The sequence below is a fragment of the Pseudanabaena biceps PCC 7429 genome, from assembly GCF_000332215.1.
GTDB classification, from domain to species: Bacteria; Cyanobacteriota; Cyanobacteriia; order Pseudanabaenales; family Pseudanabaenaceae; genus Pseudanabaena; species Pseudanabaena biceps.
The window spans coordinates 12,690-36,736 of sequence record NZ_ALWB01000007.1; the positions used below are offsets into that span (position 1 = coordinate 12,690).

At 42.5% G+C, this 24,047-nt stretch carries 14 protein-coding genes; 6 read left to right on the forward strand and 8 right to left on the reverse strand.

Translation table 11 applies throughout. From position 1 onward, the window contains the following. Positions 1-130: 130 nt before the first annotated feature. The 4 genes from hpxO (at position 131) to PSE7429_RS01520 (ending at position 5,650) form a co-directional block, all read left to right on the forward strand. Entirely contained in the window at positions 131-1,300 is a 1,170-nt protein-coding gene (gene hpxO, locus PSE7429_RS01505) for an FAD-dependent urate hydroxylase HpxO (RefSeq protein ID WP_009625268.1), read from the forward strand. Positions 1,301-1,338: 38 nt separating this feature from the next. Continuing rightward, positions 1,339-1,809: a 2-oxo-4-hydroxy-4-carboxy-5-ureidoimidazoline decarboxylase gene (gene uraD, locus PSE7429_RS01510; protein WP_009625269.1), complete on the forward strand. Its 471-nt coding sequence runs from the start codon at positions 1,339-1,341 to the stop codon at positions 1,807-1,809. 100 nt (positions 1,810-1,909) lie between these two features. Beyond that, the gene (gene puuE, locus PSE7429_RS01515) at positions 1,910-2,812 is read left to right on the forward strand and encodes an allantoinase PuuE (protein WP_009625270.1); all 903 of its coding nucleotides are present in this window, start codon (positions 1,910-1,912) and stop codon (positions 2,810-2,812) included. A 777-nt stretch (positions 2,813-3,589) separates the two neighbouring features. Continuing rightward, entirely contained in the window at positions 3,590-5,650 is a 2,061-nt protein-coding gene (locus PSE7429_RS01520; RefSeq protein WP_009625271.1) for a PAS domain S-box protein, read from the forward strand. A 45-nt stretch (positions 5,651-5,695) separates the two neighbouring features. On the opposite strand, the gene PSE7429_RS01525 is transcribed toward PSE7429_RS01520, so the two are convergent. The 3 genes from PSE7429_RS01525 to PSE7429_RS01535 all read right to left on the reverse strand — a co-directional run bounded on the left by PSE7429_RS01525 (position 5,696) and on the right by PSE7429_RS01535 (position 9,403). Continuing rightward, the gene (locus tag PSE7429_RS01525) at positions 5,696-6,100 is read right to left on the reverse strand and encodes a gamma-glutamylcyclotransferase family protein (RefSeq protein ID WP_009625272.1); all 405 of its coding nucleotides are present in this window, start codon (positions 6,098-6,100) and stop codon (positions 5,696-5,698) included. Positions 6,101-6,481: 381 nt separating this feature from the next. After that, positions 6,482-7,714, reverse strand: coding sequence for a DegT/DnrJ/EryC1/StrS family aminotransferase (locus PSE7429_RS01530; RefSeq protein ID WP_009625273.1), 1,233 nt, complete (start codon positions 7,712-7,714; stop codon positions 6,482-6,484). A gap of 528 nt (positions 7,715-8,242) precedes the next feature. Next, positions 8,243-9,403: a glycosyltransferase family 2 protein gene (locus PSE7429_RS01535; protein WP_009625275.1), complete on the reverse strand. Its 1,161-nt coding sequence runs from the start codon at positions 9,401-9,403 to the stop codon at positions 8,243-8,245. An 893-nt stretch (positions 9,404-10,296) separates the two neighbouring features. Between PSE7429_RS01535 and PSE7429_RS01540 the strand changes: the two genes are divergently transcribed. Continuing rightward, a complete protein-coding gene (locus PSE7429_RS01540) occupies positions 10,297-10,515 on the forward strand; it encodes a hypothetical protein (RefSeq protein ID WP_009625276.1) in 219 nt (72 codons plus the stop codon). A gap of 383 nt (positions 10,516-10,898) precedes the next feature. Continuing rightward, a complete protein-coding gene (purC, locus tag PSE7429_RS01545; RefSeq protein WP_009625277.1) occupies positions 10,899-11,618 on the forward strand; it encodes a phosphoribosylaminoimidazolesuccinocarboxamide synthase in 720 nt (239 codons plus the stop codon). A gap of 293 nt (positions 11,619-11,911) precedes the next feature. On the opposite strand, the gene recN is transcribed toward purC, so the two are convergent. The 5 genes from recN to PSE7429_RS01570 all read right to left on the reverse strand — a co-directional run bounded on the left by recN (position 11,912) and on the right by PSE7429_RS01570 (position 23,836). Further along, entirely contained in the window at positions 11,912-13,735 is a 1,824-nt protein-coding gene (gene recN / locus PSE7429_RS01550; RefSeq protein WP_009625278.1) for a DNA repair protein RecN, read from the reverse strand. Between the two features lie 104 nt (positions 13,736-13,839). Further along, complete coding sequence (locus PSE7429_RS23215) at positions 13,840-20,163, reverse strand: hybrid sensor histidine kinase/response regulator (protein ID WP_009625279.1); 6,324 nt, start codon at positions 20,161-20,163, stop codon at positions 13,840-13,842. Between the two features lie 55 nt (positions 20,164-20,218). Then, complete coding sequence (locus PSE7429_RS01560; RefSeq protein WP_009625280.1) at positions 20,219-22,576, reverse strand: methyl-accepting chemotaxis protein; 2,358 nt, start codon at positions 22,574-22,576, stop codon at positions 20,219-20,221. A 137-nt stretch (positions 22,577-22,713) separates the two neighbouring features. After that, positions 22,714-23,241 carry a chemotaxis protein CheW gene (locus PSE7429_RS01565; protein ID WP_009625281.1) on the reverse strand — a complete coding sequence of 176 codons (528 nt, stop codon included), beginning with the start codon at positions 23,239-23,241 and terminating at the stop codon, positions 22,714-22,716. A gap of 226 nt (positions 23,242-23,467) precedes the next feature. Next, positions 23,468-23,836, reverse strand: a complete 369-nt coding sequence (locus PSE7429_RS01570; protein WP_009625282.1) for a response regulator transcription factor — start codon at positions 23,834-23,836, stop codon at positions 23,468-23,470. Between the last annotated feature and the right edge of the window lie 211 nt (positions 23,837-24,047).

The window sequence follows — 24,047 nt, forward strand, 5'->3', positions numbered from 1 at the left end:
TGTGTGCAAAGGCAGAAACGCAATTCTAAGCACAGTTATCCAGCCGATATTTATTTAAGATGTGCGAACGCATCAAAAAACGTTCGTGTATCGTTCGTGTATACTGTATACAAAATGTGGGTTTATTGCAATGTACGGCTTAAAGGCAATAGTAATTGGTGCGGGTATTGGTGGACTCACGGCAGGAATTGCCCTGCGGCAGGCGGGTTATGAAGTGGAAATCTATGATCGCGTTCGCGATCTCCGTCCCATTGGTGCGGGAATATCTCTCTGGTCAAATGGAGTCAAGGTCTTAAACAGATTGGGACTAGGGGAAAAAATAGCGGAGATCGGCGGACAGATGAACCGCATGGAATATCGCCATCTATCGGGAAACTTGCTTAACGAGATCTCCCTTGCCCCCCTCATCGCATCGGTTGGACAGCGCCCCTATCCAGTCGCGCGGCGCGATTTACAAAATATGTTACTAGAATCCTTTGAATCCTTAGGAAGCAAAGTCACCCTTGGGGCAAAATGTATCGAGGTTGTGGAAAGCGATCGCAATGTGACGGCAAAGTTTGAGGATGGAAGTACGGCTACAGGCGATGTACTAGTAGCTGCTGATGGCGTACATTCTATTCTCAGAGAATATATTCTCAAGGAAAGGGTTAGTCCCCAGTATGGCGGCTATGTGAATTGGAATGGATTGGTTCCTATCAGCGAAGATCTTGCACCTGCGGATATGTGGGCGATTTACGTGGGAGAACATAAGAGGGCTTCCATGATGCCCGTAGCAGGCGATCGCTTCTATTTCTTTTTTGATGTGCCCCTAGCTAAGGGAACGACGAGCGATCGCGCAAACTATCAAACTGAGTTGAAAGCCTACTTTCAAGGATGGGCGGAACCCGTACAGTTACTGATCGATCGCCTCGATCCCGCCACCGTTGCCCGCGTGGAAATTCATGATGTAGGACCTATATCCAAAATGGTGCAAGGACGAGTGGCTCTCCTTGGTGATGCCGCCCATGCTACCTGTCCCGATCTCGGTCAGGGTGGATGTCAAGCGATGGAAGATGGGTTGGTATTGACAAATTATCTCGTATCTACGAATGTGAGTGTAGTTGATGCCTTAACCCGATACGAAGCTGAACGCAAAACGCGCACTACCGAAATCGTGAACAAAGCCCGCAATCGCGCTGAAACGATCCATGGTAAAGATCCCGCAGCTACGCAAAAGTGGTACGAACAACTTGCCCAAGAAAATCCCCTAGATGTCACCACAGCGATCGCCAAAATTATTAGCGGGGGACCTTTACATTGAGTTTGCCATTAATCTATACCCTCGACAGGCTCAACCAAATGAGCCAAGACGAATTCACCGAAGCCCTCGGCAGTATTTTTGAACATACCCCAGCAATCGCCACTACCACATGGCAGGCTCGTCCCTTTGCAGATATCGAGAACCTGCATCAAACTATGGCAGCGATCGTGATGAAAATGACCGATACCGAAAAGTTACAGCTCATATGCGCCCATCCCGATCTTGGGAGTAAGGTAAAAATGGCAGATGCTTCCGTACAAGAACAGTCCACTATTGGATTAGATCGCCTATCAATAGAAGAATACGATCGCTTTCAACAACTCAATCAATCCTACAAAGAAAAATTTAATTTCCCCTATATTATTGCCGTCCGCAACCATACTAAAGACACGATTCTGATGAATTTTATGGAAAGGCTCCAAAATAATTTAGATACCGAAAAAAAACAAGCGATCGCCGAAATTATCGAGATTGCCAGATGGCGGTTGATTTTAGCGATTAGCAATTAGCGATTAGCGATTAGCAATTAGCAATTAGCAATTAGCGATTAGCAATTAGCGATTAGCAATTCCCCATCACCAATCACCAATTCCCCATCACCAATCACCCATGAACTATCCAAGAGATATGATCGGCTACGGGAGGTTTGTTCCCGATCCAAAATGGAAAGATAATGCCCTTATTGCCGTCCAGTTTGTTATTAATTACGAAGAGGGAGGAGAAACCTGTATCCTTCATGGCGATAGTAGTTCGGAGACTTTTCTCTCTGAAATTGTCGGTGCGATCCCTCTGCAAGGACTACGGCATATGAATATGGAATCCTGCTATGAATATGGAAGTCGAGCGGGTTTTTGGCGCTTATATCGCATGTTTTGCGATCGCAATATCCCTGTCACGATCTATGGGATCGCGATGGCTCTCACTCGCAATCCTGAAGCCGTAGCAGCAATGCTTGAAGCCGATTGGGAAATTGCCAGCCATGGCTATCGATGGATTGATTACAAATATTTTTCAGCAGAACAAGAACGCGAACATCTGCAAAAGGCGATCGCTATCCATACACAAGTTACAGGTGAGCGTCCTCGCGGTTGGTATACGGGGCGGACTAGTCCGCATACAAGAAGGTTGGTCGTGGAAGAAGGTGGATTCCTCTATGATTCTGATAGCTATGCCGATGATCTTCCCTATTGGAATTATGAATATGGCAAGCCACATCTGGTCATTCCCTATACCCTTGACAATAATGATATGCGCTTCGCTACGCCCCAAGGATTTAATTCAGGAGACCAGTTTTTTACTTATTTGCGCGAGGCCTTTGATGTTCTCTATGCGGAAGGAGAAACATCACCTAAAATGATGAGCATCGGTTTGCATTGCCGATTAGTCGGACGACCTGGCAGAGCGGCTGCTTTGGCAAAATTTCTCGACTATGTGCAGAAACACGAACGAGTCTGGCTCTGCCGCCGTATCGATATTGCCAATCATTGGTATAAACACCACAAGCCAGATTAAGAAAGACGACTATTTTTCTTATCAAGATAATCCCTTAAAGCCCAAAAACAGCGCAATATTTCTTAGCTTTAAGGGATTATCTTAGTAATAATTGGATGAGGTTATTTATAGCTACAGCCACTTGATTTAGGGCAAATCAAACCCCAAGAATTGACTAGCGGCGCTTTGCGCCGCTAGTCAATTCTTGGGGTTTATATCCTATTACATACAGCAATAAAGTCTGAGCAAGAAATAATTAAACCTAAAGCTAAAAATATAGCAGTCCCAAATCATGTATGAGCAAATTAGGGCTACGACTGTGCTCAGCCATCGGGATACTTTGGCTGAGCGAAATCGTAGGGTCTCACAACTCATTTAAAATTGCTATATTTTGAGAAAAATCCCTATTAAACCTGCAAATGATCCAGATTTCATTGGATATCTAGGTTTTATAAATCAACAATATTTCTCTTGCATTATATTCTGCATTATATGTTAATAACTATGTTAATAACAATGAAGGAATTAACTTAACTACCAAATTTAACTTATAAACTAGAGCTGTTATTAAAAAACCTTGATTGACTAAAAAAATTCTTTCTTAAAAAGTGAATTTCAATTAAGTATAAAAACCCAAAGCCTTTAGATGGGTATCAGGATGACACCCAGAACTTAAATCTAGTTTCTAATTTTGCATATTTATTTAGTAAAGCCGAACTAAAAAGATAATTTTAAAAGCTACTTTTTACTAATTACTTTGGCGAATTTTTATTATTCTCAAACAAATTTTGGAATTACATGAAGATACCAGAAATTCCACAAAATGAAAGCGAACGTTTAGTGGCGCTAGATCGGTACAAAATTCTCGACACCTTAACCGAGCAGGTCTATGATGACCTGACCCAACTTGCAGCAGACATTTGCGGAACGCCGATCGCCTTAATCTCCTTAGTCGATAAAGATCGTCAGTGGTTTAAATCTCATATTGGACTCGATGTTACGCAGACTCCTCGCGATATTTCCTTTTGCGGTCATGCGGTTTCCGAAAATGCCCTTTTGATTGTTCCAGATGCCTCCAAGGATCCGCGTTTTTCGGATAATCCGCTCGTAGCGCAAGAGCCCTATATTCGATTTTATGCTGGAGCCCCATTAACAACACCAGATAATTATACTTTGGGGACTTTATGCGTGATCGATCGCCAGCCGCACGAATTAACCCATACCCAAATCAAGCAATTAGAATCTCTCAGTCGATTGGTCATCGACCAATTTGAGTTAAGGCTAAAGGAAGAATCTTCTCGACTTTTGGCTTCAGTGGTGGAGTCAAGTAATGATGCAATTATTACGAAGACCTCAGAGGGAATTATTACTAGCTGGAATCAGTCTGCCGAGAATATATTCGGCTATTCGCAATCGGAAGCGATCGGCAAGCCCATTTCTATGCTTTTCCCACCCGATCGCTTAGAAGAAGAGAAACTCATACTCGCCCGACTTAAAAAAGGAGAAAGGGTCGAACATTTTGAAACAGTCCGCATTTGTAAAGATGGTTCCTATAGTGATATTTCAGCGACAATTTCACCTTTATTTGACAAAAATGGAGAGATTATCGGCTTTTCCAAAATAGTCCGCGATATCACCGAACTTAAGCAAGCGCAACTGGAACTCGCGAAATCCAATACCGAACTTGTCAAAGCTAACCAATTGAAGGATGAGTTTCTGGGGCTGATGAGTCACGAACTCCGTACTCCGCTTAATGCCATTCTGGGTATGACCGAGCTATTGCAGGATGAAATATTTGGGAGTCTCAATCCACAACAGATCATCGCTCTTACAACAATTGATCTCAGTAGCTCTCATTTGTTAAAGCTGATCGATGATATTCTCGATTTGACAAACATCGCAGCGGGAAGACTCAAACTGAATTTTGAGGTAACCGACATTAATCATCTCTGCCAAAACAGTTTAGATCTAATTGAGCGATCGGCTGCTAAAAAACATCTAAGCTTGGAACTAAACATTCAGCCAAGCCTATCGACGATCGTAATAGACAGCACCCGAATTCAACAGGTTTTACTCAATCTCCTCGACAATGCTATTAAATTCACCCCTGAAAGTGGTTCTATTCGTCTTGAGGTCAGTACCTATGTCAATAATCTCAATCTCAGTAATTGGCTGAGATTTACGATTATCGATACAGGTATTGGCTTTGAATTAGAGAAATTTTCCCAACTATTTCAGCCCTTTATGCAAATAGATAGTACGCTCAGTCGTAGATATGAAGGTCTGGGATTGGGACTAGCAATTGTCAAACAAATCGTAGAGCTACATGATGGCAAGTTAGAGGCAAATAGCATTTTGGGAAAGGGCAGTTGTTTTACCTTCGATCTTCCCTTTGAGAATAATTTTGGATCTTCCCCTGCAACCAAACAGACTATGGATATGGATATGAATATACAGTCAGATATTCCCACTAACCCTCAAGTCCATCCACTAATCCTGTTGGCTGAAGATAATGAGTCAAATATTTTGACAACGGTTTCCTACCTTGAGGCAAAAGAATATCGGGTTTGCGTTGCTAAGAACGGTCGGGAAGCGATCGCCTTTGCTAAGGAATTTTGTCCCGATATGATTTTGATGGATATCCAAATGCCCGAAATGGACGGACTGAAGGCAATTGAGATAATTCGTCTCGATCCAAGTTTGCAGGATATTCCAATTATTGCGATGACGGCTCTAGCTATGGCAAGCGATCGCCAAAAATGTCTGGAAGCAGGAGCAAATGATTATGTTGCTAAGCCTGTCAAATTTCGTCAGTTAGTGGCAACAATTCAAAAAATGTTATTAAATATAAAGCCCTAAAACCTGCGGCGCAAGCTGCGCGTGCGCCGCAGGTTGAGGTACTTACTAAGCCGTAACTAAAGTTCTTTTATAGGCTGCCCAACCGCCAAGGTGAGAAATATCAATCCAATTGAACTTTTCAATTAATTCTTGAGGATAGAAAAAGGCGGTAAGAACCTCGCCATCCTCAAGATAAACGTCCGTAGGATACATATGGGGTGGTTCGTTTTTGGCAAGATATTCAAATTCATCGTCACGCATCTCATAAACCTCCCCAGGAATAGAAATTCCACCTGTCTCAACTTCATAAATTGCGGGATGCCATGCATCTCCTGCGGCATGAAGGCGATAACGTGACTGAGTATTTGCCGCACGTATAAATTTTGCGTTCTGCAAATTGCCATGATCTGGTTGTCCGCGCAGTGCCGAACCACAGATAAATACATGTCTTGTCCCGTTGGATACTGTCATAAAGATAGGCTGAAAATTATGGGTTTAGGAAGATAAATAACTTTGGATAATGCTTATCCTCAGTCTTAGTTTATTGTATACAGTATGCAAATGTGAAGTACGATTTTTCATATTAAGTAATACCAATTCCCAAAATGGCGTTGCCATTTTGGGAATCTCAAAACCTTACTGGGCTTGTTTTTCAATTCACTGAAGTGTTGGCTCACTTCAGTGAATTGGTATAGGGGTTTTCAAAGTTCAAAATGGCTACGCCATTTCTTAACTTGGTATTACCCAGTAGCTGGGCATAATTAAAAACTAGAGTCAAAAGCTGTAGCTTACGCGCAGCTTTCGCTACAGCTTTTAGGGTTTTATATTTAATTGCGCCTAGATACTTAAGAATTAGTAACTGAGTTGTTTGACTGCTTCATGAATAGCATCAGCAATATAATCAATATGTTCATCGGTATAACGTTCGTTCCAAGGCAATACCAATACAGCCTCTAAACCAGCATAGGTACCAGCAAATTTTGCCGCATTATAATCCACAGCCTCAGGGCTCGCCAGAGTAAAGGGAAAGCGTGAATTACCAAATGTACGTTGTTTCTGGAAAATCTCGCACATAAATGCAGGCTTTTGAATATAGCGGGGGGCAGAGAAAATACCCTTGGTTTTTAAATTCTTTGCCAATCCTACAGCGCCATCAGCAATTTTACTGCTATCCACGCTCAAGCAATATTTCCAATAGACATGAGTATTTCTAGCATCAATTTGCGGCGTAGAAATTCCATTCAGTCCCTGTAGCTTGCCAGTTAATTTGCTAGCCGCATCCTGACGATTTTGGACAATCCCCTCGAGTTTATCAAGTTGGGCAACTGCAACCGCTCCTTGCAATTCACACATCCTTCCATTGAGTGCGAGAAAGTAATGATCGGGTTGGGGATCGCCGTAGCCCCAAGCTTTGTTGACAAATAAAAACATTCGTCTAGCAAAAGCATCGTCATTGGTCGTGACGATCCCGCCTTCTCCCGTTGTAATATGTTTACCCTGTTGCAAACTAAAACAACCAATGGAACCGATCGCTCCAACTTTTTTGCCATTGTGCTCGGCTAAAAATGACTGGGCGCAATCCTCAATGATGGGAATACCACGAGATTCAGCAAGTTGGACAATCTCAGTCATATTGCAGGGATTGCCAAATAAATGGGTGACAATAATCGCTTTTGTGCGATCGCTTAAACAAGATTCAATTGACTCGGCAGTGACATTCCAAGTTCTGGGATCGACATCAGCAAATACAGGAATAGCACCTTGGTAGAGAATCGGAGTCAAAGCACCCATATCGGTAATGGAAGTGGTGATAATCTCATCACCAGGTTCGGGATCGATCGCCGAAATAGCAGTATGAATAGCCCCTGATCCTGAAGAACAGGCATAGGCGTATTTAACACCAATCATTTCGGCAAACTGATTTTCAAGGGCTTTGACAAAACTTCCTTTGGTGCTGGTGAGAGTACCGCTGCGAATCGCTTCGGATAGCAATTTAATCTCTTCTTCGCCTAGAGTCCGCCCAGATGCATCTTGATCGGAAGGCAATTGTATTAATTTTGTCAGTGTTGGTGTAGATTCACTCATCTTAATATCTCTTAATTTATCTATTTTTATTCTTCGCTTTTATTCTTTATCTTTATTCTTTGTAATTATCTTTTTAGATAATGAAGTAACACTTTTGCAAGGCAACTCGTTAGTTACTTAAGAATAGCTTTATTTAAAATTCAAATATTTGAATCAAATATTTAATTCAAATATTTAATTTAAATATTTATACATTTAGAACTAAGGAATCAATTGCAAGTGCAAGGAATCAATTATTGTGGGCATAGGCTTCAGCACCACTTAAAATACATTTTATATACCATTTTTAATACCAATTCCTAAAATGTCAATGCCATTTTGCGATCTCCAAACCTTGCTGGGTTTGTTTCTTAATTCACTGACTTAATTCACTTGGGTAGCAATATATCTAATGCACTCTTTTATTTATAAGCCTCAAACAGTACTTTTTAAAAATACTATTTATTTCTAAAATATAAAGACTTAAAGGATACAAATTGATTCTTTAATTAACATAAATATCAACAAAATAATGCCACATCACCCTCTTCAAGATTCATTCTTGATACTACTATTGTTTTCATAAATAGCTGTACCGAGATAAAAAATCTCTTCAAAGTAGTTCTTGCTTTGCATCGATAAAACTCCCAAGCTAAACAGTTGAATAGCCAAGATCAAAGTTATACCGCCAATAAAGAAGGTATGTGGGGCTTGACTATATGCCATGGCGATCGCATCAGTAAAATCTGGAAATTGCTGAGACAATGCCAACTGTTGATAGTTATGCCAAGAGCGCAACATTGCATAAAAGTCAGCATAGGCAGATAGCAAAAACAGAATCAGACTGGGAATCAAAAAGAAGATTACGGGTCTAAACAAAAAGCCAGAAACTAAAACAGCCGTGGTTTGCTTAGCGATCTTCATGCTCGAAACTCGCTTAACTTCCTCTGTTTTTTGAGGGAGCCAACAAAGATGGGCAGGGATTTCTTCAACTCTCACCCCTAACAGTCTTGCTTTATGGATGATCTCAGGATTTATTTCCATTCCCTTCGATCTTAGATTAAGTCTTTTGAGAAATTGAGCATCGTATACCCTAACCATTCCTGTTAGGGTTGCGAGACTACGTTTATCGGTAAAAGAGAGAAATCGGTTTGCCCAAATACTGAGAGTTTTTCGTAACCAAGGAACATTAGAGATAGAACCACCACGCATATAGGGAGATGCCACAACGATTCTGGCTTGAGTCTTGACAATGCGATCTAATAGATCGCCAATATGGTCGGCAGAGTAACTTAAATCTAAATCGACAACAACAATGTAGTCGCCTTGGCAGTTTTTGAAACCGTACCTCAAAGCCTGACCTAGCCCATGATTTATGCGATGATGTAAAACTAAAACATTTTCGCGATTTTTAGCAAACTCTAAAGCTTTGGCATAGGTATCATCTCTACTTCCATCGTTAACGATTACCATCTCCCATTGAAACTTATTCTCTAGGGATTGCATATACTTACAAAGGATTCCTAAGTTTTTTTCAATGATGGAAGATTCATTGTAGGCTGGAACCAATAAGGACACCAATATTTTGGGAGAATCACGCTCTGATTGGCATCCTGATTGATATCTTTGGTCAGTTAATGCTGAATTATTATCTTCAATATCGGAAGAGGAAGAAGATGTTTTCAATTCCAATGCTCTAGATGTCGCCATAGCTTTGTACTCAGAAAGTGGATTTCAAATAACCTTGGGAACGAGTTGGAAGAGGGAAGCCAGGAACTGAAACATCAGGATTTCCTTTTGCATCACCATCATCCCTTCAACTTATTAAGGTTCTTTGAACAGGGAAACCAACAAATTAATACCTAATATAATCACTAAAAGCCGACAAAAAGACAATCATCAAAGTTATACGTAAGTTATATATAAGTTATACATAAATAGGGCTTTAAGTATATTTTCTTAAAATAAATATCGCCTAAAAACTACCTAAGTTAGTCTATTAAATAAATACTATTTTTAGAATAGGTAGCTGGGCATAATCAAAAAACAGAACTAAAACCTATAGCGCACGCGCAGCATACCATATAGGTTTTAGGGTTTTATATTTAATTGCGCCCAGCTACTTACTAGTAAAATCGCTAATCAATAGCCTCAAGATATAGAAATTCTAAATGATTTATGAGAAGCTTTGACTTCCCCTAGCCTTCAGGATAATTTGTCTGATAGAAGTAGAAGCCCTATTTTTCTCGTAAATGAAATAGGACTGCTATAGTCTCAAGCCACCTAATAAATGTTGCAGGGAAATTGTTACTAAAAAGACAAATAACAAAAAATTATATAACTCTAACTATATATTTTCAGCAAACTTAATCTAGGGTTTGACAATCCTATTTTTTACATATTTTCTTAGTCTTAGTTAAAAAATATTTGTTATATCTAAAGCACACTAAAACATAGTTTATAGCAATTTGTTGGCTGGGGGGGTGTGATCGCGATCGCTTAATTATTGAGACAAGGATCTCTCAATTAGAGCCTATATCATCACATAGCAATCCCTTTCTTCAATGCACAATATATAGGTAAATTAAGGGAGGGACAAATCAATGACTCCTGTACAAATAGAGAAAACACAAACAATGTTAACCGAACGGCAACTCTACCTATTTTTTAGGCTAAGTAAAATTCGCGACTGGTTAGGGGAACTTTATTTAGAACTTGTCTTGTCTCAAGAGGAAATAGAATATATCTATAGCTCAGAAACCAATATTTGCTTTAATAGCAAAAAAGATCGCAGTAAGCAATCGCATTATTTGATGAGATAAAATCTTGCCAACAATCCAGACAAATAGTGTGAAATTGCTATATTCTCTGATTTTAAATTCGATTTAGATCGCTTTCTACAAAGTTGCCATAATCTATACTGCTAATTAACTGCTAATTAACTGCTAATTAACTGCTAATTAACTGCTAATTAACTGCTAATTAACTGCTAATTAACTGCTAATTAAGGTTCAATTCGCCATTCGTTACCAATTATCTCTCAGTCACTTCAGTTATTTAAGTCGTCAGATCAAGTCATAAATTAAGTCATCAAAAAAGCCATCAAAAAAGTATGAAGTCATGATCATTTGTCCCACAAGCCCATAGTCTTCATTGGTTTTAAATTGCGATAGAATACTTAAGAAATTAATATCGCAATATATCCATGAGTGGAAACAAGCTCTACGAAGGCAAAGCCAAAATTCTGTTTACAACAGACGATCCTCATATTTTGCTGTCTCGCTACAAAGACGATGCAACCGCTTTCAACGCTCTAAAAAAAGGTACGATCACCAACAAGGGGGAAATGAACTGCGCGATCGCCTCTCACATTTTTCAGTATTTAGAAACTCAAGGCATTGCGACCCACTTTATCCAGCAAGTTTCCCCCAATGAAATGCAGGTTGCTGCGGTCAAGATATTACCCATTGAGGTCGTCGTTCGCAATATCGCCGCAGGCAGTATCTGTAAGCGGCTCGGTTTGCAACAAGGGCAAGCACTCAAGATCCCGCTAGTTGAATTTTTTTACAAAAATGACGACCTTGGCGATCCCTTAATCACGGATGCCCATGTTGCCATGCTCGATCTCGCCACACCAGAGCAGGTTGTCCAGCTCAAAGAACTTGCCCTAAATATTAACCAACACCTGCAAACATTTTTTGATCGCTGCAATTTGATCCTCGTCGATTTTAAAGTGGAAATTGGTGTTGATCGCAAAGGGCAGTTATTGCTAGCCGATGAGATTAGTCCTGATACCTGTCGCCTTTGGGATAAAGCGATCGCCGATCCTACCGAGCGGATTATGGATAAAGATCGTTTTCGGCAGGATCTCGGTAATGTTGCTGAGGCATACCAAGAGGTCATGAAAAGAGTATTAAGCAGTTAAGCATAATTAAAAATCAAAACTAGAGAGCGTATCGTCCGCGTAGCGAGCGGTACGAGCTCTAGTTTCAACTTAGCTACTTAACGTGATTTCGGGATAATTTGAAATGGGCTTTGAGGAAGGTTTTGCGTAGCAAACCCTTCCTCAAAGCCCAAAAGTAAAAGCCTTGCGTAGCAAGGCTTTTACTTTTGGGCTTTGAGAATTTGCCAGCTTAATCCGAACTGACGTTAAATATCAGTGCGCGGCAAAGCCGCGCACTAATATTTGGATCTACTCTTCGAGTGGAAAAGAAGTATCTATCGCTCGGATTTGATGGCGGCAGCCTGTTCTAGCAACGATTCGGCAAAGGCGATCGCTTGAGCCGCAGCGTTGGCAAATTCTTTGCTAGGGCTTTTGCCGTTGGTCTTTTTCTTGATTTCTTTCCTTGCCTGCGTTTCTGAACTTTCTTCAACCGTCATACCCGAAGCAATCTGCGCAAGTTCCTGTTTGCGCTCTTCCAACTCCAACAGGCGGATTTGTACTTGCGTGCGATCGGCTACGATTTGTTTGTTGACATGAAAGTGGCGATCGGCAATCGCCGCAATTAGCGGCTGGTGGGTGACGCAGAGAATTTGAGCACTGCGGCTCAACTGCCATAGTTGGGTGGCGATCGCCTGAGCGACCCGACCAGATACTCCTGCATCGATCTCGTCAAACACCATCGTGCCGACATGGGCATGGGCAAAGGTATCGGGGAGGGATCGAGCATCGTTGCTTTTTTGGTGAACAAAACAAGTTTTGAGTGCTAAAAGAAATCGACTCATTTCCCCGCCCGAAGCCGTCTCCGCTAGTGGTTGTAGGGGTTCGCCAAGATTCGGACTGAACTCAAATACAATGCGATCGCTACCTAAAGCCGTCGGTTCGCTCGGATATATTCCCACTTGAAAGCGAACTTTTTCCATTGCTAACATTTTTAATGCTTCGATTTGGGCTTTTTCTAGAGCAACGGCTGCTTGATTGCGTAGTTCCGTGAGCTTTTTGCAAGCTTTGAGCAAAGCTTGCAAATCCGCTTCAGCTTTACGCTCTAAATCTTCTATAGAAATACCGCGATCAGTCAGTTCGGCGAGTTCCTGTTGCAATTTTTGGGTATAGGCAATCGCCTCGGGGAGCGTGCCATACTTGCGACAAATATGTTTGATCTGATTAATTCGTTGTTCGATTATTTCCAATTGTTCAGGATCTGATTCGAGACGATGGGTGTAATTATTGATTTGCCGTCCTGCCTCTTCCACTTGGGCGAGGGCGCTCGAAACTAATTCGAGGATTCCCGCTGCTTCGCGATCGAGGGTGACCATTTCCGTAAGGGTTGACTCGGCTTGTCCCAATAGGTCGGCACAGGCATTACCAATATCATTCTGATAGATGGCTTCATAGACTGCATAGCCATGCTTTTGTAATTCCACGCTGTGGGCGAGCCGTTTGCGATCGCCTTCGAGCTGCTCTAACTCTTCGGGATCTCCTAGATTTGCGGCTTCCAGTTCCTTTAACTGATATTGCAACATATCAAGGTGTTGTAAGCGATTGCGCTCGTTTTGTTGTCTTTCTAATAAAGCTTTGCGCGATCGCTCCTTTATTTCAAATAGTCTGGCAACTTTTTGCCGTTGTGAAAATAAAGCCTGATCGGAGATCCGATCACCAAAGCTATCCAGCCATTCTCGCTGTTGCGTAGCTTGACTGAGCAAAATGGTCTGCCCCTGCGCAGTAATTTCGACAAGGCGATCGCGTAGTTCTTGAATTTGTTGCTTGTTGACGACCACGCCATTAACACGGGTGCGATTGCTGCGGGCTGTAATCTCGCGGCTACAGATGAGCGTGTCAGCATCTAGGGCATCAATTTCCTGTAGCTCTAGCCATTGCGCGATCGCTTGATTTGTAGAAAAAGTTGCTTCGATATTTGCCCGCTCGGAGCCAGTTCTAAGCATCCGCGACGATACCTTACCTCCTAGTGCTGCATCTAGAGCATCTAAGACGATTGATTTACCCGCACCTGTTTCTCCAGTGAGAATATTCAATCCCGCATATAGCTCTAGTTCGAGGCGATCAATCAGAGCAAAATTTTCGATTTTGAGACTCAGCAACATAGGTTTTTCTTATCATGCCCTTACCCTTGTTTTCCTTCCCGTAAGCCTAGGAGAAAACTTGATTTCCCAATTCCGCAGCATAGGATAGGGAGAAGGACTGTATTTTAGATCGGCAAGGTTTCTCCATTTAAAAGACGTTTGGATGCACTTAGTAATTCTTCTTCGAGATAGGGCTTAGTGAAGTATCCCTTTGCTCCTAGCTGAATGGCTGACTGACGGTGGCGATCGGCTCCTCGCGAGGTTAACATCGCCACAGGAATCTCCTTGAGTCGGGAATCCTTCTGCAATCTTGAGAGCAGATCCAATCCATCCATCCGTGGCATTTCAATATCACAGAAGATCATATCGCAGGGCAGCCCAGCACGGAGTTTTTCCCATGCGTCTTGCCCGTCTTTTGCCTGTTCGACACGATAGCCCACCTTCGCAAAAGTTAAGGACAGTAGTTCGCGTACCGTAATCGAATCGTCAACAATGAGTACGGTCGGATCGACGGCAACATCTTCTTCCACGGTTGGCTGAATTGGTGCGCCAGAGGTGGAAGGACGCAATCTACCGCTAGCGATATCGAATAGCTCTAAAACGTTAGCGATCGCCATAACGCGACCATCCCCAAGTACCGTTGCACCTGCGATTCCCGCAGGTTGGGGAATGGGACCTTCTAACTGTTTAATTACGATCTCGTATTCACCGAGGAATTGATCGACCTGTAGGGCGAGGTAACTCGTATCGTTGCGAAGAATGATAATGCAGAGTTCGTCGTTTTCCTGCTTACCGTAGATGCTGCTGCGGCTGAGATGACGGCTATAGGAGAGCAGATTCGAGAGATGCTGGAATGGCAAAATCGTATCGCGCCAAGGTAAGCAGGGCTGTCCTTTTTCGTTAAGAACGATTTGACTTTGTGGTACTTCCACCATATCTTCAAAACCGTCAACGGGGAAGGCAATCCTCGCGCGATCGCTAATGCAGAACATCGCCTTGGAAATACTTAAGGTCAGCGGTAAGCGAATGGTAAAGGTGGTTCCCTTGCCAATTACCGATTCTACGATAATGACACCACGAATATCATCAAGACAGGTTTTGACTACGTCCAACCCAACGCCGCGCCCTTTAAATTCATCGGCTTGAGCCGCTGTACTAAAGCCCGCCTCAAACAGCAGCGCATAAACCTCGGTATCGTTAAGGCGATCAACTTCAGCTTGCGATCGCACTCCCTTAGAAACAGCACTTTTCTTAACCCGATCGGGACTGATCCCCGCGCCATCGTCGCTAATAGAAATGACGGTTTGGTTACCTTGGTGATAGGCGCGTACCGTTAATCGACCAGTCGCCGATTTCCCTGCTGCTTGACGGGTAGCGGGATCTTCTAAACCATGGTCGATCGCATTGTTGACAAGGTGGGTAAGTGGGTCGGTCAAGGATTCTAAAATCGCTTTGTCGATCAGGGTTTCCCGTCCAAAGATCTCCAATTCGGCTTGTTTGCCAGTTTTAAGGGCGCGATCGCGAATACCTCTTGGCAGGCGATCGGCAATCTGCGCGAAGGGAACCATGCGCGATTGCTTGAGGTCATCTTGGACTTGGGTGGTAATCGTTCCCAACTGACGGGTTACCTGATCCGTTTCCCCAACCACGAACTCAATGTCGGAAGCAGATTCGCGAACTCGGACAATTAACTCAATAATTTCCTGCGAGAGAACGTGGAAGGTGTTGTAGCGATCGAACTCAATACCTTCAAAATCATTGCTAACCGAACTATTCGAGTTTGCGCCATCATTGGCATAGGAAGTCTCAAAGCTACTGTAAGAACGACCTCTTCCAGCAGTTAACGAAGCTTCCAGTAAGGAGCGATCGTACTGATCCCGCATTCTTTGGGATACGTCGCTCAGTAATTGCACTTGATGTAACAAATTGGTAATGAACTGCTGTAGTCTCTCTTGATCCTGCTCCAACAGATTACGGTTGACAACCAGCTCCCCAACTAGATTATTTAAACTATCTAGATACTTGACATCAACACGCATAGTCGTATCGGTCAACCTCTGCTTACGGGTAGTCGTAGGAGGTCGCACGGGCGCTTTAGTTTTGATTGGGCCAACATCCTTCGCAAATGCTGACTGAAGCATATTTTCTAATTCGTCAAAGTCATCGGGAGGCTTTGAAGGTACAGGAGGTATGGAGGTGAAATTGTTAGCGGCGTTTGTTTCCGCATCGATGGTATCCGCATCGCCCAGAAGCGCTTCTAAGGCATCAAAATCCATATCATCATTGTCGGGATTGACTACATCTTGATGATTCCTTGGTACATTGACAGAGGGAGCTACTTGACTAGTACTATTGCTATTAATAGAGTTAATAGAGCTACTGAATTGCTGGGTCTGCTCACTATTTAAGCCCTCATCAGCAACATTAATAGAACTGCCAATCATGGCTTCTAAATCATCGAAATCGAAGTTGTCATCAATTCCATTGAGTTCTTCTGGTGGTAATTGATTCTCAGTTTCTAAGGTGGGCTTTGTCTGAGTATCTTGGGTGAAAGAATCATCTACGCCTAAATCATCTTGATTCAAATCAGAGAGAGGATCAGACTCATCAAAAACTATTGACTCGTCAATCGCCAAATCGCTACTCACGATTTCTTCAATGGATAGCGAATTATCTTCTATTTCATCATTACCTTGAAAGAAGTCCACTAGGTTGTCAATGGTTGTAGTGGCAGTGCTTGGACTGTCAACTTCGAGATCGATATCTTCCTGAGTTGTCAAATTGGCTTCTATGGACTCTAATTCAAAATCTTGAAATTCCTTATCTAACGCGCTATCTAATGCGCTATCTAACGCGCCATCTAACGCGCCATCTAACACGCTAGTTAAATCGGCAAATTCATCGCTTTGTGTCAGTTCTCCATTGCCATCGAACTCGAAGTCACTTTCCAATACCGTTAGGTCTTCTTCTCCAGCATTAACAAATAAATCTGCTAAGTCGGAGTTGTCTGTAAGTGACTCTTCAGCAAGTAGCTCTTCGGAAAGTAACTCTTCAGAAAGTAACTCTTCAGAAAAGGGCTCGATCGCTAAATCGACAGAACTTTCTGCGGGTACTTCTTCATCCGTTACCATGTCTAAGAAGTCTAAATTGACATCCTCAGATTCCCCAAAATTTACAAATTCCTGTTTGTTTAAATCTTGAGGATCTTCCGCTACGTCAAAGAAATCGCCAAGATCGTCAGTATTGGTGATGTTCTCAGAATAGCTAGCTAGATGGCGATCGTCTAGCTCATCATTAATTTCATCATTAATTTCATCATTAATATTGTGACTAGATGCAATTGCAGGGCTTTCGGATTCAGCAAAAAAATCAGCCAAGGATTCAGCATCACTGATTTCCTCTGCTAAGTCATCTTCATAACTTAGTTCCTTGCTGGTGAAGGTAATGTTTTCGATCTGTTCAGAGCGATCCAGAAATTCATCAGGATCGCCATTAATACTAAATTCTTGCTCATCATGATCGACAGTAATATCGCCAAGATCGTCAATAGATTCAGCGCTAATAGATTCGGAGCTAATAGATTCGGAACTGAGTTCCGAGTTAACAAAGAAATCATCATCTAGTTGCTCGGATTGATCTAGTTGACTAAAGTTGTCTTCTATGCGATCGCCCAAATCTTGTGCTGGTTCGTCCGTAGAAACATCATCTACCAAAGGATCGGTAGCGAGAGAACTATCGAAAGAGTTGTTAGCTGCAAAGAAATCATCTAAATTGTCGTCGCTATCCAACTCGCTAAATTCATCAATAGCATCAGAAAGACTAGATATCTCGTTATGATCAGCATTATTGGCTGATTCTATAAAGAATTCCTCTAAGCCATCTTCGCTACTAATATCATCGGTAGCATCAGTGTTTATAGCATCGGCACTATCGGTACTAATACCATCAAAGAATTCCTCTAAGCCATCTTCGCTACTAATATCATCGGTAGCATCAGTGTTTATAGCATTGTTATTATCGGGACTATCGATACTAATACCATCAAAGAAGTTCTCTAAACCATCTTCTCCAATAAGATCAATATCATCGGTAGCTTCACTCAAATTCGTGATTGCTTGATTCGTATCATCTAAATCGGAAATACCTGCAAAGAAACCACCCAGATCTTCGTTAGTTTCTTCATCCATCGATGTTGAAGAGTCATGAATTCTGACATCTTCTTTGAATGTTACTGATTCATCCAACTCATCACTATCAAAGCCGAGTTCGTCAAATATCTTTAATCCAGTAGTATCGAGAGGGTCAGCGTCATTGCTCTCAGATTTTGCCTCTTGAGGAGACTCAGATGCGGAATCACCTAACAAAAATCCATCAAGATTTTCATCAATTGCAAAGGGATCCTCAAGTAAGGTCATCCCTTCTTCAGAAAAAGTCAAAGCAAATGGCTCCATAGAACCATCATTATTACCATTCGCAATGGCATTTTCCTGTCTGGCAATCTCAGCAAAATATTCTTCACTAGAGAGAGAGTCGGATTCATCCTGAGCATCAATAATAGGATTATGATCGCTAAGATAGCTGTCGCTAAGATCGTCTAATTGCTCGGCGGATGATTCTGATAAATCGTAAAAATCGATATCATCAGTATTGATCTCACTAATGTTAATGTCATCAAATGGGTCAAATTGATCAATCTGATCGATTTGGTTAATCTGATCGATTTGATCAATCTGATCAATCTGATCGATTTGGTCAATGCGATCACTATTTGATAGGTTATTTTCGATTTGAGGATTGTAGTTTTCCTCTAAAAGATCCAACCCTAAGTCCATATCAAACTGCTCATCTAGATCTGTGGCCTTGCCAAAATCATTGCTAAACAGCTCCTCTATACTCGCTTGACTTGTTTGAGCATCTTCAGCATCAACATCTGTCTCAAGTTCTGAGAAGTTGTCAGTAACTTGGTTTAATACACCGTCTAGATCGTCTGGGAAGAGGGAGTCCTCAGATGGGAAGAGGGAGTCGTCAGATTCTTCAGCCCTAATTTCAGCAGCTGAGTCTTCCGTGGAAAAATCACCAAACAACTGATCGATGCTAGATTCCTTATTATTTAAATTGGGGATTGTCTCATCATCATTACTAGAAGCATTGCCAAGTAGGTCGGCAAAATCATCGCGATTTTCAGATGCGCTTGTGACTCCTTGGTTTGACATATTTGTTTCATTGGATTCGATGTCTTCCCAAGCAGCATCAAAGTCAATGTCGTCGTTTTCAAAGAGAATTGCCAAGGACTTCAACTCTGAAGCCCCTACTTTTGGCCCATCAATATGTTGATTTTCGGCGATCTCATATTCACCATCCATCCAATCTATCTGATCGATTTGGCTTTCATTGACCTCGGACAGATCGAATATTTCTTCGTTGACTTCACTAGCATCATCGGCAAACAGGTCGATATCAATGGGGTTGAGGTCGAGAGCTATATTATCGTGATCAGTAATCGACTTATCCTCGGCAATTGGCTCGTTATCAAAACCAATATCTCCAGAAGCAGTCGTGAAGATTGTGCTGACCTCGTCATCTTCTGGTTCGGAAAATCTATAGGGCAATAGATTTTGAATCTGCGAGGAGACCACTATTTCCGCCTCACGATTGTCAAGTACTAAATCCTGAGCTTCCTTTAATTCTCTGATTAAAATTGGCGCGAGGGTTCTGTAGGAGTTATTAGGCTGAGCGATCGCATTTTTAATCTGGATGACCAAATTCGTCCAATTTCGCAGATCAAAGTTATTGCCAACTTCTTGAAAATAATTGCAAACCGTTTGTAACTGCGATCGGCTTTCGGGCGTATCCGCCGAGCGAAATAGCTGCAACATATCTCGCATTTTGGTCGTAACTTCTTTTTGAAATATCGACTTTTGGGAGACAATATCGGGTTGCTCTATGGTAGCAACTGCTTTTTCTGGGACTTTTTGACTAGATGTTTGGGCAGGTGTTTGGGTAGATATTTCGCCATCTACCTCGGTGACTAACTGATTGAGATAGGCTTCTAACTCGGCAAATACAGGCTTAACACGATTATTGGTTTCAGCAGTTAGCTCATCGGATATTTTGTAACCCCCTTGCAATTCTTCAAGGAGTTCTGATAGAGGATCGAAACCAGCTAGTAGTAAGCTTTTTAAACGCTCATCAACATTTATCTGTGAATTTTCCTTGAGGATCTTGAAAAAGTCTTCTAAGCGGTGGGCTACATGTTGGATGCTCCCCACACCCAACATGGCGGCTCCTCCCTTAATCGAATGCGCCGCCCGAAAAAGTTCGTTAATTGATTCGGAATCATCTAGGATTTCTTGCAAGTTTAAAACGCCTTGCTCAATTGTCTGAAGATGTTCTCGGGCTTCTTCGATGAAGTAACCCATGATGCGCTGCTGTTGTTGTTCCGAGTTCATGACAGAATCCTCTCAAAGATTAGGGTGTGAGTAGCTAGAGCTAGAGGTAATAATCCTAACGACCTCCCGTTGTTTTATCACCCGAATCAACGCGGAATCGTTCTACTGAATCCTGTAGACTGCGTGCAACACCTACTAGATTTTGTAGAGAGGCTGACACCCGCTGAGACTCTTGCGAAGTTTCTTGGGCGGTCAACTCAACTGATTGCATAACTTGCGATACGGTTCTTGATGTCTCGGTTTGTTTGACCGTATCTTCGGTAATTGATAGCACGAGGGTTTCGATGCGATGGGAAACTTGGATAATATCAGTAAGGGACTGACGGGCTTGTTCAGCACGTTTTGTACCATCGATAACCTGTTGAGTACCAACTTCCATCGCTTGTTGCACATTACTGGTTTCACTCTGAATTTGCAATACGATCTGTTCGATTTCTTTAGATGCTTTTGCCGCCCGATCCGCTAATTGGCGTACTTCATCTGCAACGATCGCAAAACCTCTTCCCGCGTCACCTGCACGGGCTGCTTCAATACTAGCGTTAAGCGCGAGTAAGTTGGTACGGGAAGCAATTTGGGAAATCAAACCAACGATCTTGGAAATTTCCTGTGAAGATTCGCCCAAACGCTTTACCTTTCTTGTAGTTTCGGCAACCGTTTCGCGAATGTCCAGAATACCTGCTACGGTACGTTCTACCGCATCACCGCCCTTAATCGCAGTCTCAGAGGCAAGCTTAGCAACCTGATCGGCTTCACGAGCGCTCTCTGCTACCCGTTGAATTGATTCGGTCATCATCTGTACTGAATTTAAGGTCACGCTCAATTCTTCGGCTTGCCGCAATGCGTCCGATGACAAACTGCGGGCAAATGCTTCGTTTTCGCGGGAGCTTTCGTTTACCTGACGCGCCGCAATTTTTACTTGGTTAACGATCTCACGAAGGTTTTGAATGGTCAGGTTAAAGGAGTCAGCAACCGCACCGAGTACGTCAGCAGTTACCTCAGCCTGTACGGTCAAGTCACCTCTTGCCGCGCCTTCTACGTCATCAAGTAAACGAATTACCTGACGCTGTAAATCTTCTTTAGCCTGTTCTTGCTCGGCAGCTTTCCGTTGCGCTTCATTGGTGTTAGATACAATCGATTGAATCATTTGGTTAAAGCTAGCTGCTAATCTACCAAACTCATCTTCGCTGTAAACCACTGCACGGGGGCTCATATCGCCACGAATTACGGCTTCAAACTGAGCTTGCAAGTTGGCGGTCGATTGGTCAATTATTCTGGTGGAACGTTTGCCCAAGCCCCAAGCGATCGCACCACTTGCTAAGGCGGCGGCTCCAGCCATCATCCACCCAGTATTGCGCACCTGTTCCCGTTGTCCTTGGTCTTTGATCGTGCCTGTTGCGAAATTAGTAACCACACCTGCGGCGACCATAGCCACCACGCCTGCGGCGATCGCTGTGACTAGCCCTTTAGTTTTGAGGGGCATATTGTCAAAGGGAGAAAACAATCCACCTTGGTCAGAGGCTTCGGTGACAATATCAACGCCACCACGCTTGGCTCCAACGGGCGTATTGATATTCCCCAATCCAAATAGCTCTGCTTCGTTTTCTGATTGGTTAAACCTTGCAGTCGCGATGTCCTGACTGGCTACCGAAGTGGTATTACGACTAGAAGAGGTAGTAAAGTCCTGACCGCCAAAATCATTTAGCGATCGGTCGGACACCATCTGAGTTGCATCGGATTCGCCAAAAGAACTTGAAAAAGATGACTCACTAATATCATCAAAGTCATCAAATTCATCCATAAAGACTACATCGGTATCGGCGTTTAGGCTACCCGAAGAGCTACTGGGTTTATAGCTAGAACTAAATCCAGAGTCACCCGTAATTTGAGTTTCAGCACCATAGCTATACTGGCTAGAGCCATTTAGTGAAGAGTTAGAACTAAAATCCTCAAAATCAAAATCTTCTGAACGCCCCGAACCAGTACTTTGTCCACCACTGTCATTACTTGACCAAGAACCCTGCATATAGGTGGATTGGTTTGACTGGTTATATCGATTGCTTTCATAACCGTACTGGTTACTACTAAAATCATCGTTAGCGCTTCCTAAGGCTCCAAGGTTGTAACTATCATCATTGATATCTAATCTTTCTTTGGCTGCCGCAATACCACTATGGGCATACTCCAAAATTGAATTGTCGTCAGTTAGCTGCAAAACCGTTTGGTATTCACCAATTGAATCCTGATAGCGCTCTAGGGCGAGATTGATATGGGCATGGAGTAAGCGATACATCGGATCGCTAGGGCAAGCTTTAACAAGCTCTTGCGTCAATTTCCCAGCTTGATTGTAGTCTCCCTGCATGTAGGCTAAGGAAGCTTTTTCGTATTCTTTTTGGTATTGCGTACTAGATGCCATTTGCTTTCTCCTAAAATCCCTAAAATCTCTGCCATTTGTGCGAAATCATTTTGAAATTACTTTCTTAATATTTTGTGCCTAGCCATGCTTTATGTCATTTACATATAGTGCATCTACATATAGTGCATCGACTTTGCCTAGGATGCCCACCGCGCCGATCTCAAAATATTGACTTGATCTAGCAGTTTTAACGGCTCGCTGTCTTCCATTATCCACTCACCTTTGATAAACGGAGCCATACTGTCAGAGCTATTTCTAGATACATTGAGTTTTGAAGAATCAAGCCAAGCCATTACACCAATCTGCTCTACTGCTAAGCCTAACATCATGCCCTGATCCTCAATGGCAATAATCGAGATTTCTGCCCGATCCGTATTCACGGGAGGGGTTTCTCCCAAGAACTGACCGAGATCGCCTACCCACACTACTCTACCCCGAATATTCACTGTACCTAGCAATAAGGGGGAGACATTAGGCATCGGATTTATGCGATCGGGCGCATATTCTAAAACTTGACTGACCCCAATTGCAGGTAAAGCAAATTCAATTCCAGAAGCTACAAAAAATCTTAAATGCAGCTCACCCTCTGGAGCTTCAATACCTTGATCGAAGTCAGTTGCTTGATCCTGTCCGATGCCAGGGAAGAATTCTTGGTTTCCTACCATAATTTGAGGATCTCTACCTTGCAAAATAGCAATTTTTAATAGCGAGTCTAGGAAGTCTTAAATATTTTCAAAGTTTGGAAATAAACTTTGAAAATAAAACCTTGGAAATAAAACCTTGGAAATAAAACCTTGGAAAATATTGAAAAAATCTTAAGGTATTGATGTTAACCAACAGCCCTTAAATAATCAAGAATTGTTCATAGTTTTAGCATTCTTCGTGAAATTATTAAGTTTTTCGTAATAACTGTTTTACAGTGCCAACTAATTCTTGAGGCTGAAAAGGCTTAGCTATATAGGCATCAGCCCCTTGTTTCATTCCCCAGTAGCGATCAAATTCTTCACCCTTTGACGAACACATTACGACAGGAACGCGCTCGGTTTTGGGATCGGTTTTAATGCGACGGCACAGCTCATAGCCATTCATGCGGGGCATGACAATGTCCATGACGACGATGTCTGGGCAACTGCCTTGCATTTGCTCGAGGGCCTCTACACCATCGCCTGCTGTCTTAACATTTAGACCGCTGCCTTTAAGTAAGTCCTCAATCATTTCTCTCTGTGTCACGCTGTCTTCAACCACCAGAACTGTACTCATACATGAATGCCCCGATAGGATTCTTCCACTAGCAACTCACCAAACGAATATATTAGGGTTAAATGATTGGCATTGTGCTTTGCCCATCTTAATTTTAAGTTAGCGGTTAATTTTTTATCTAACTGTTCATATCTTAGTCTTCTCCTTTCTAGAGATTTAGATTAGAGCCGAAAGTCAAGTCACAAAATAGCACGTATAGTGCTTTGTGCCC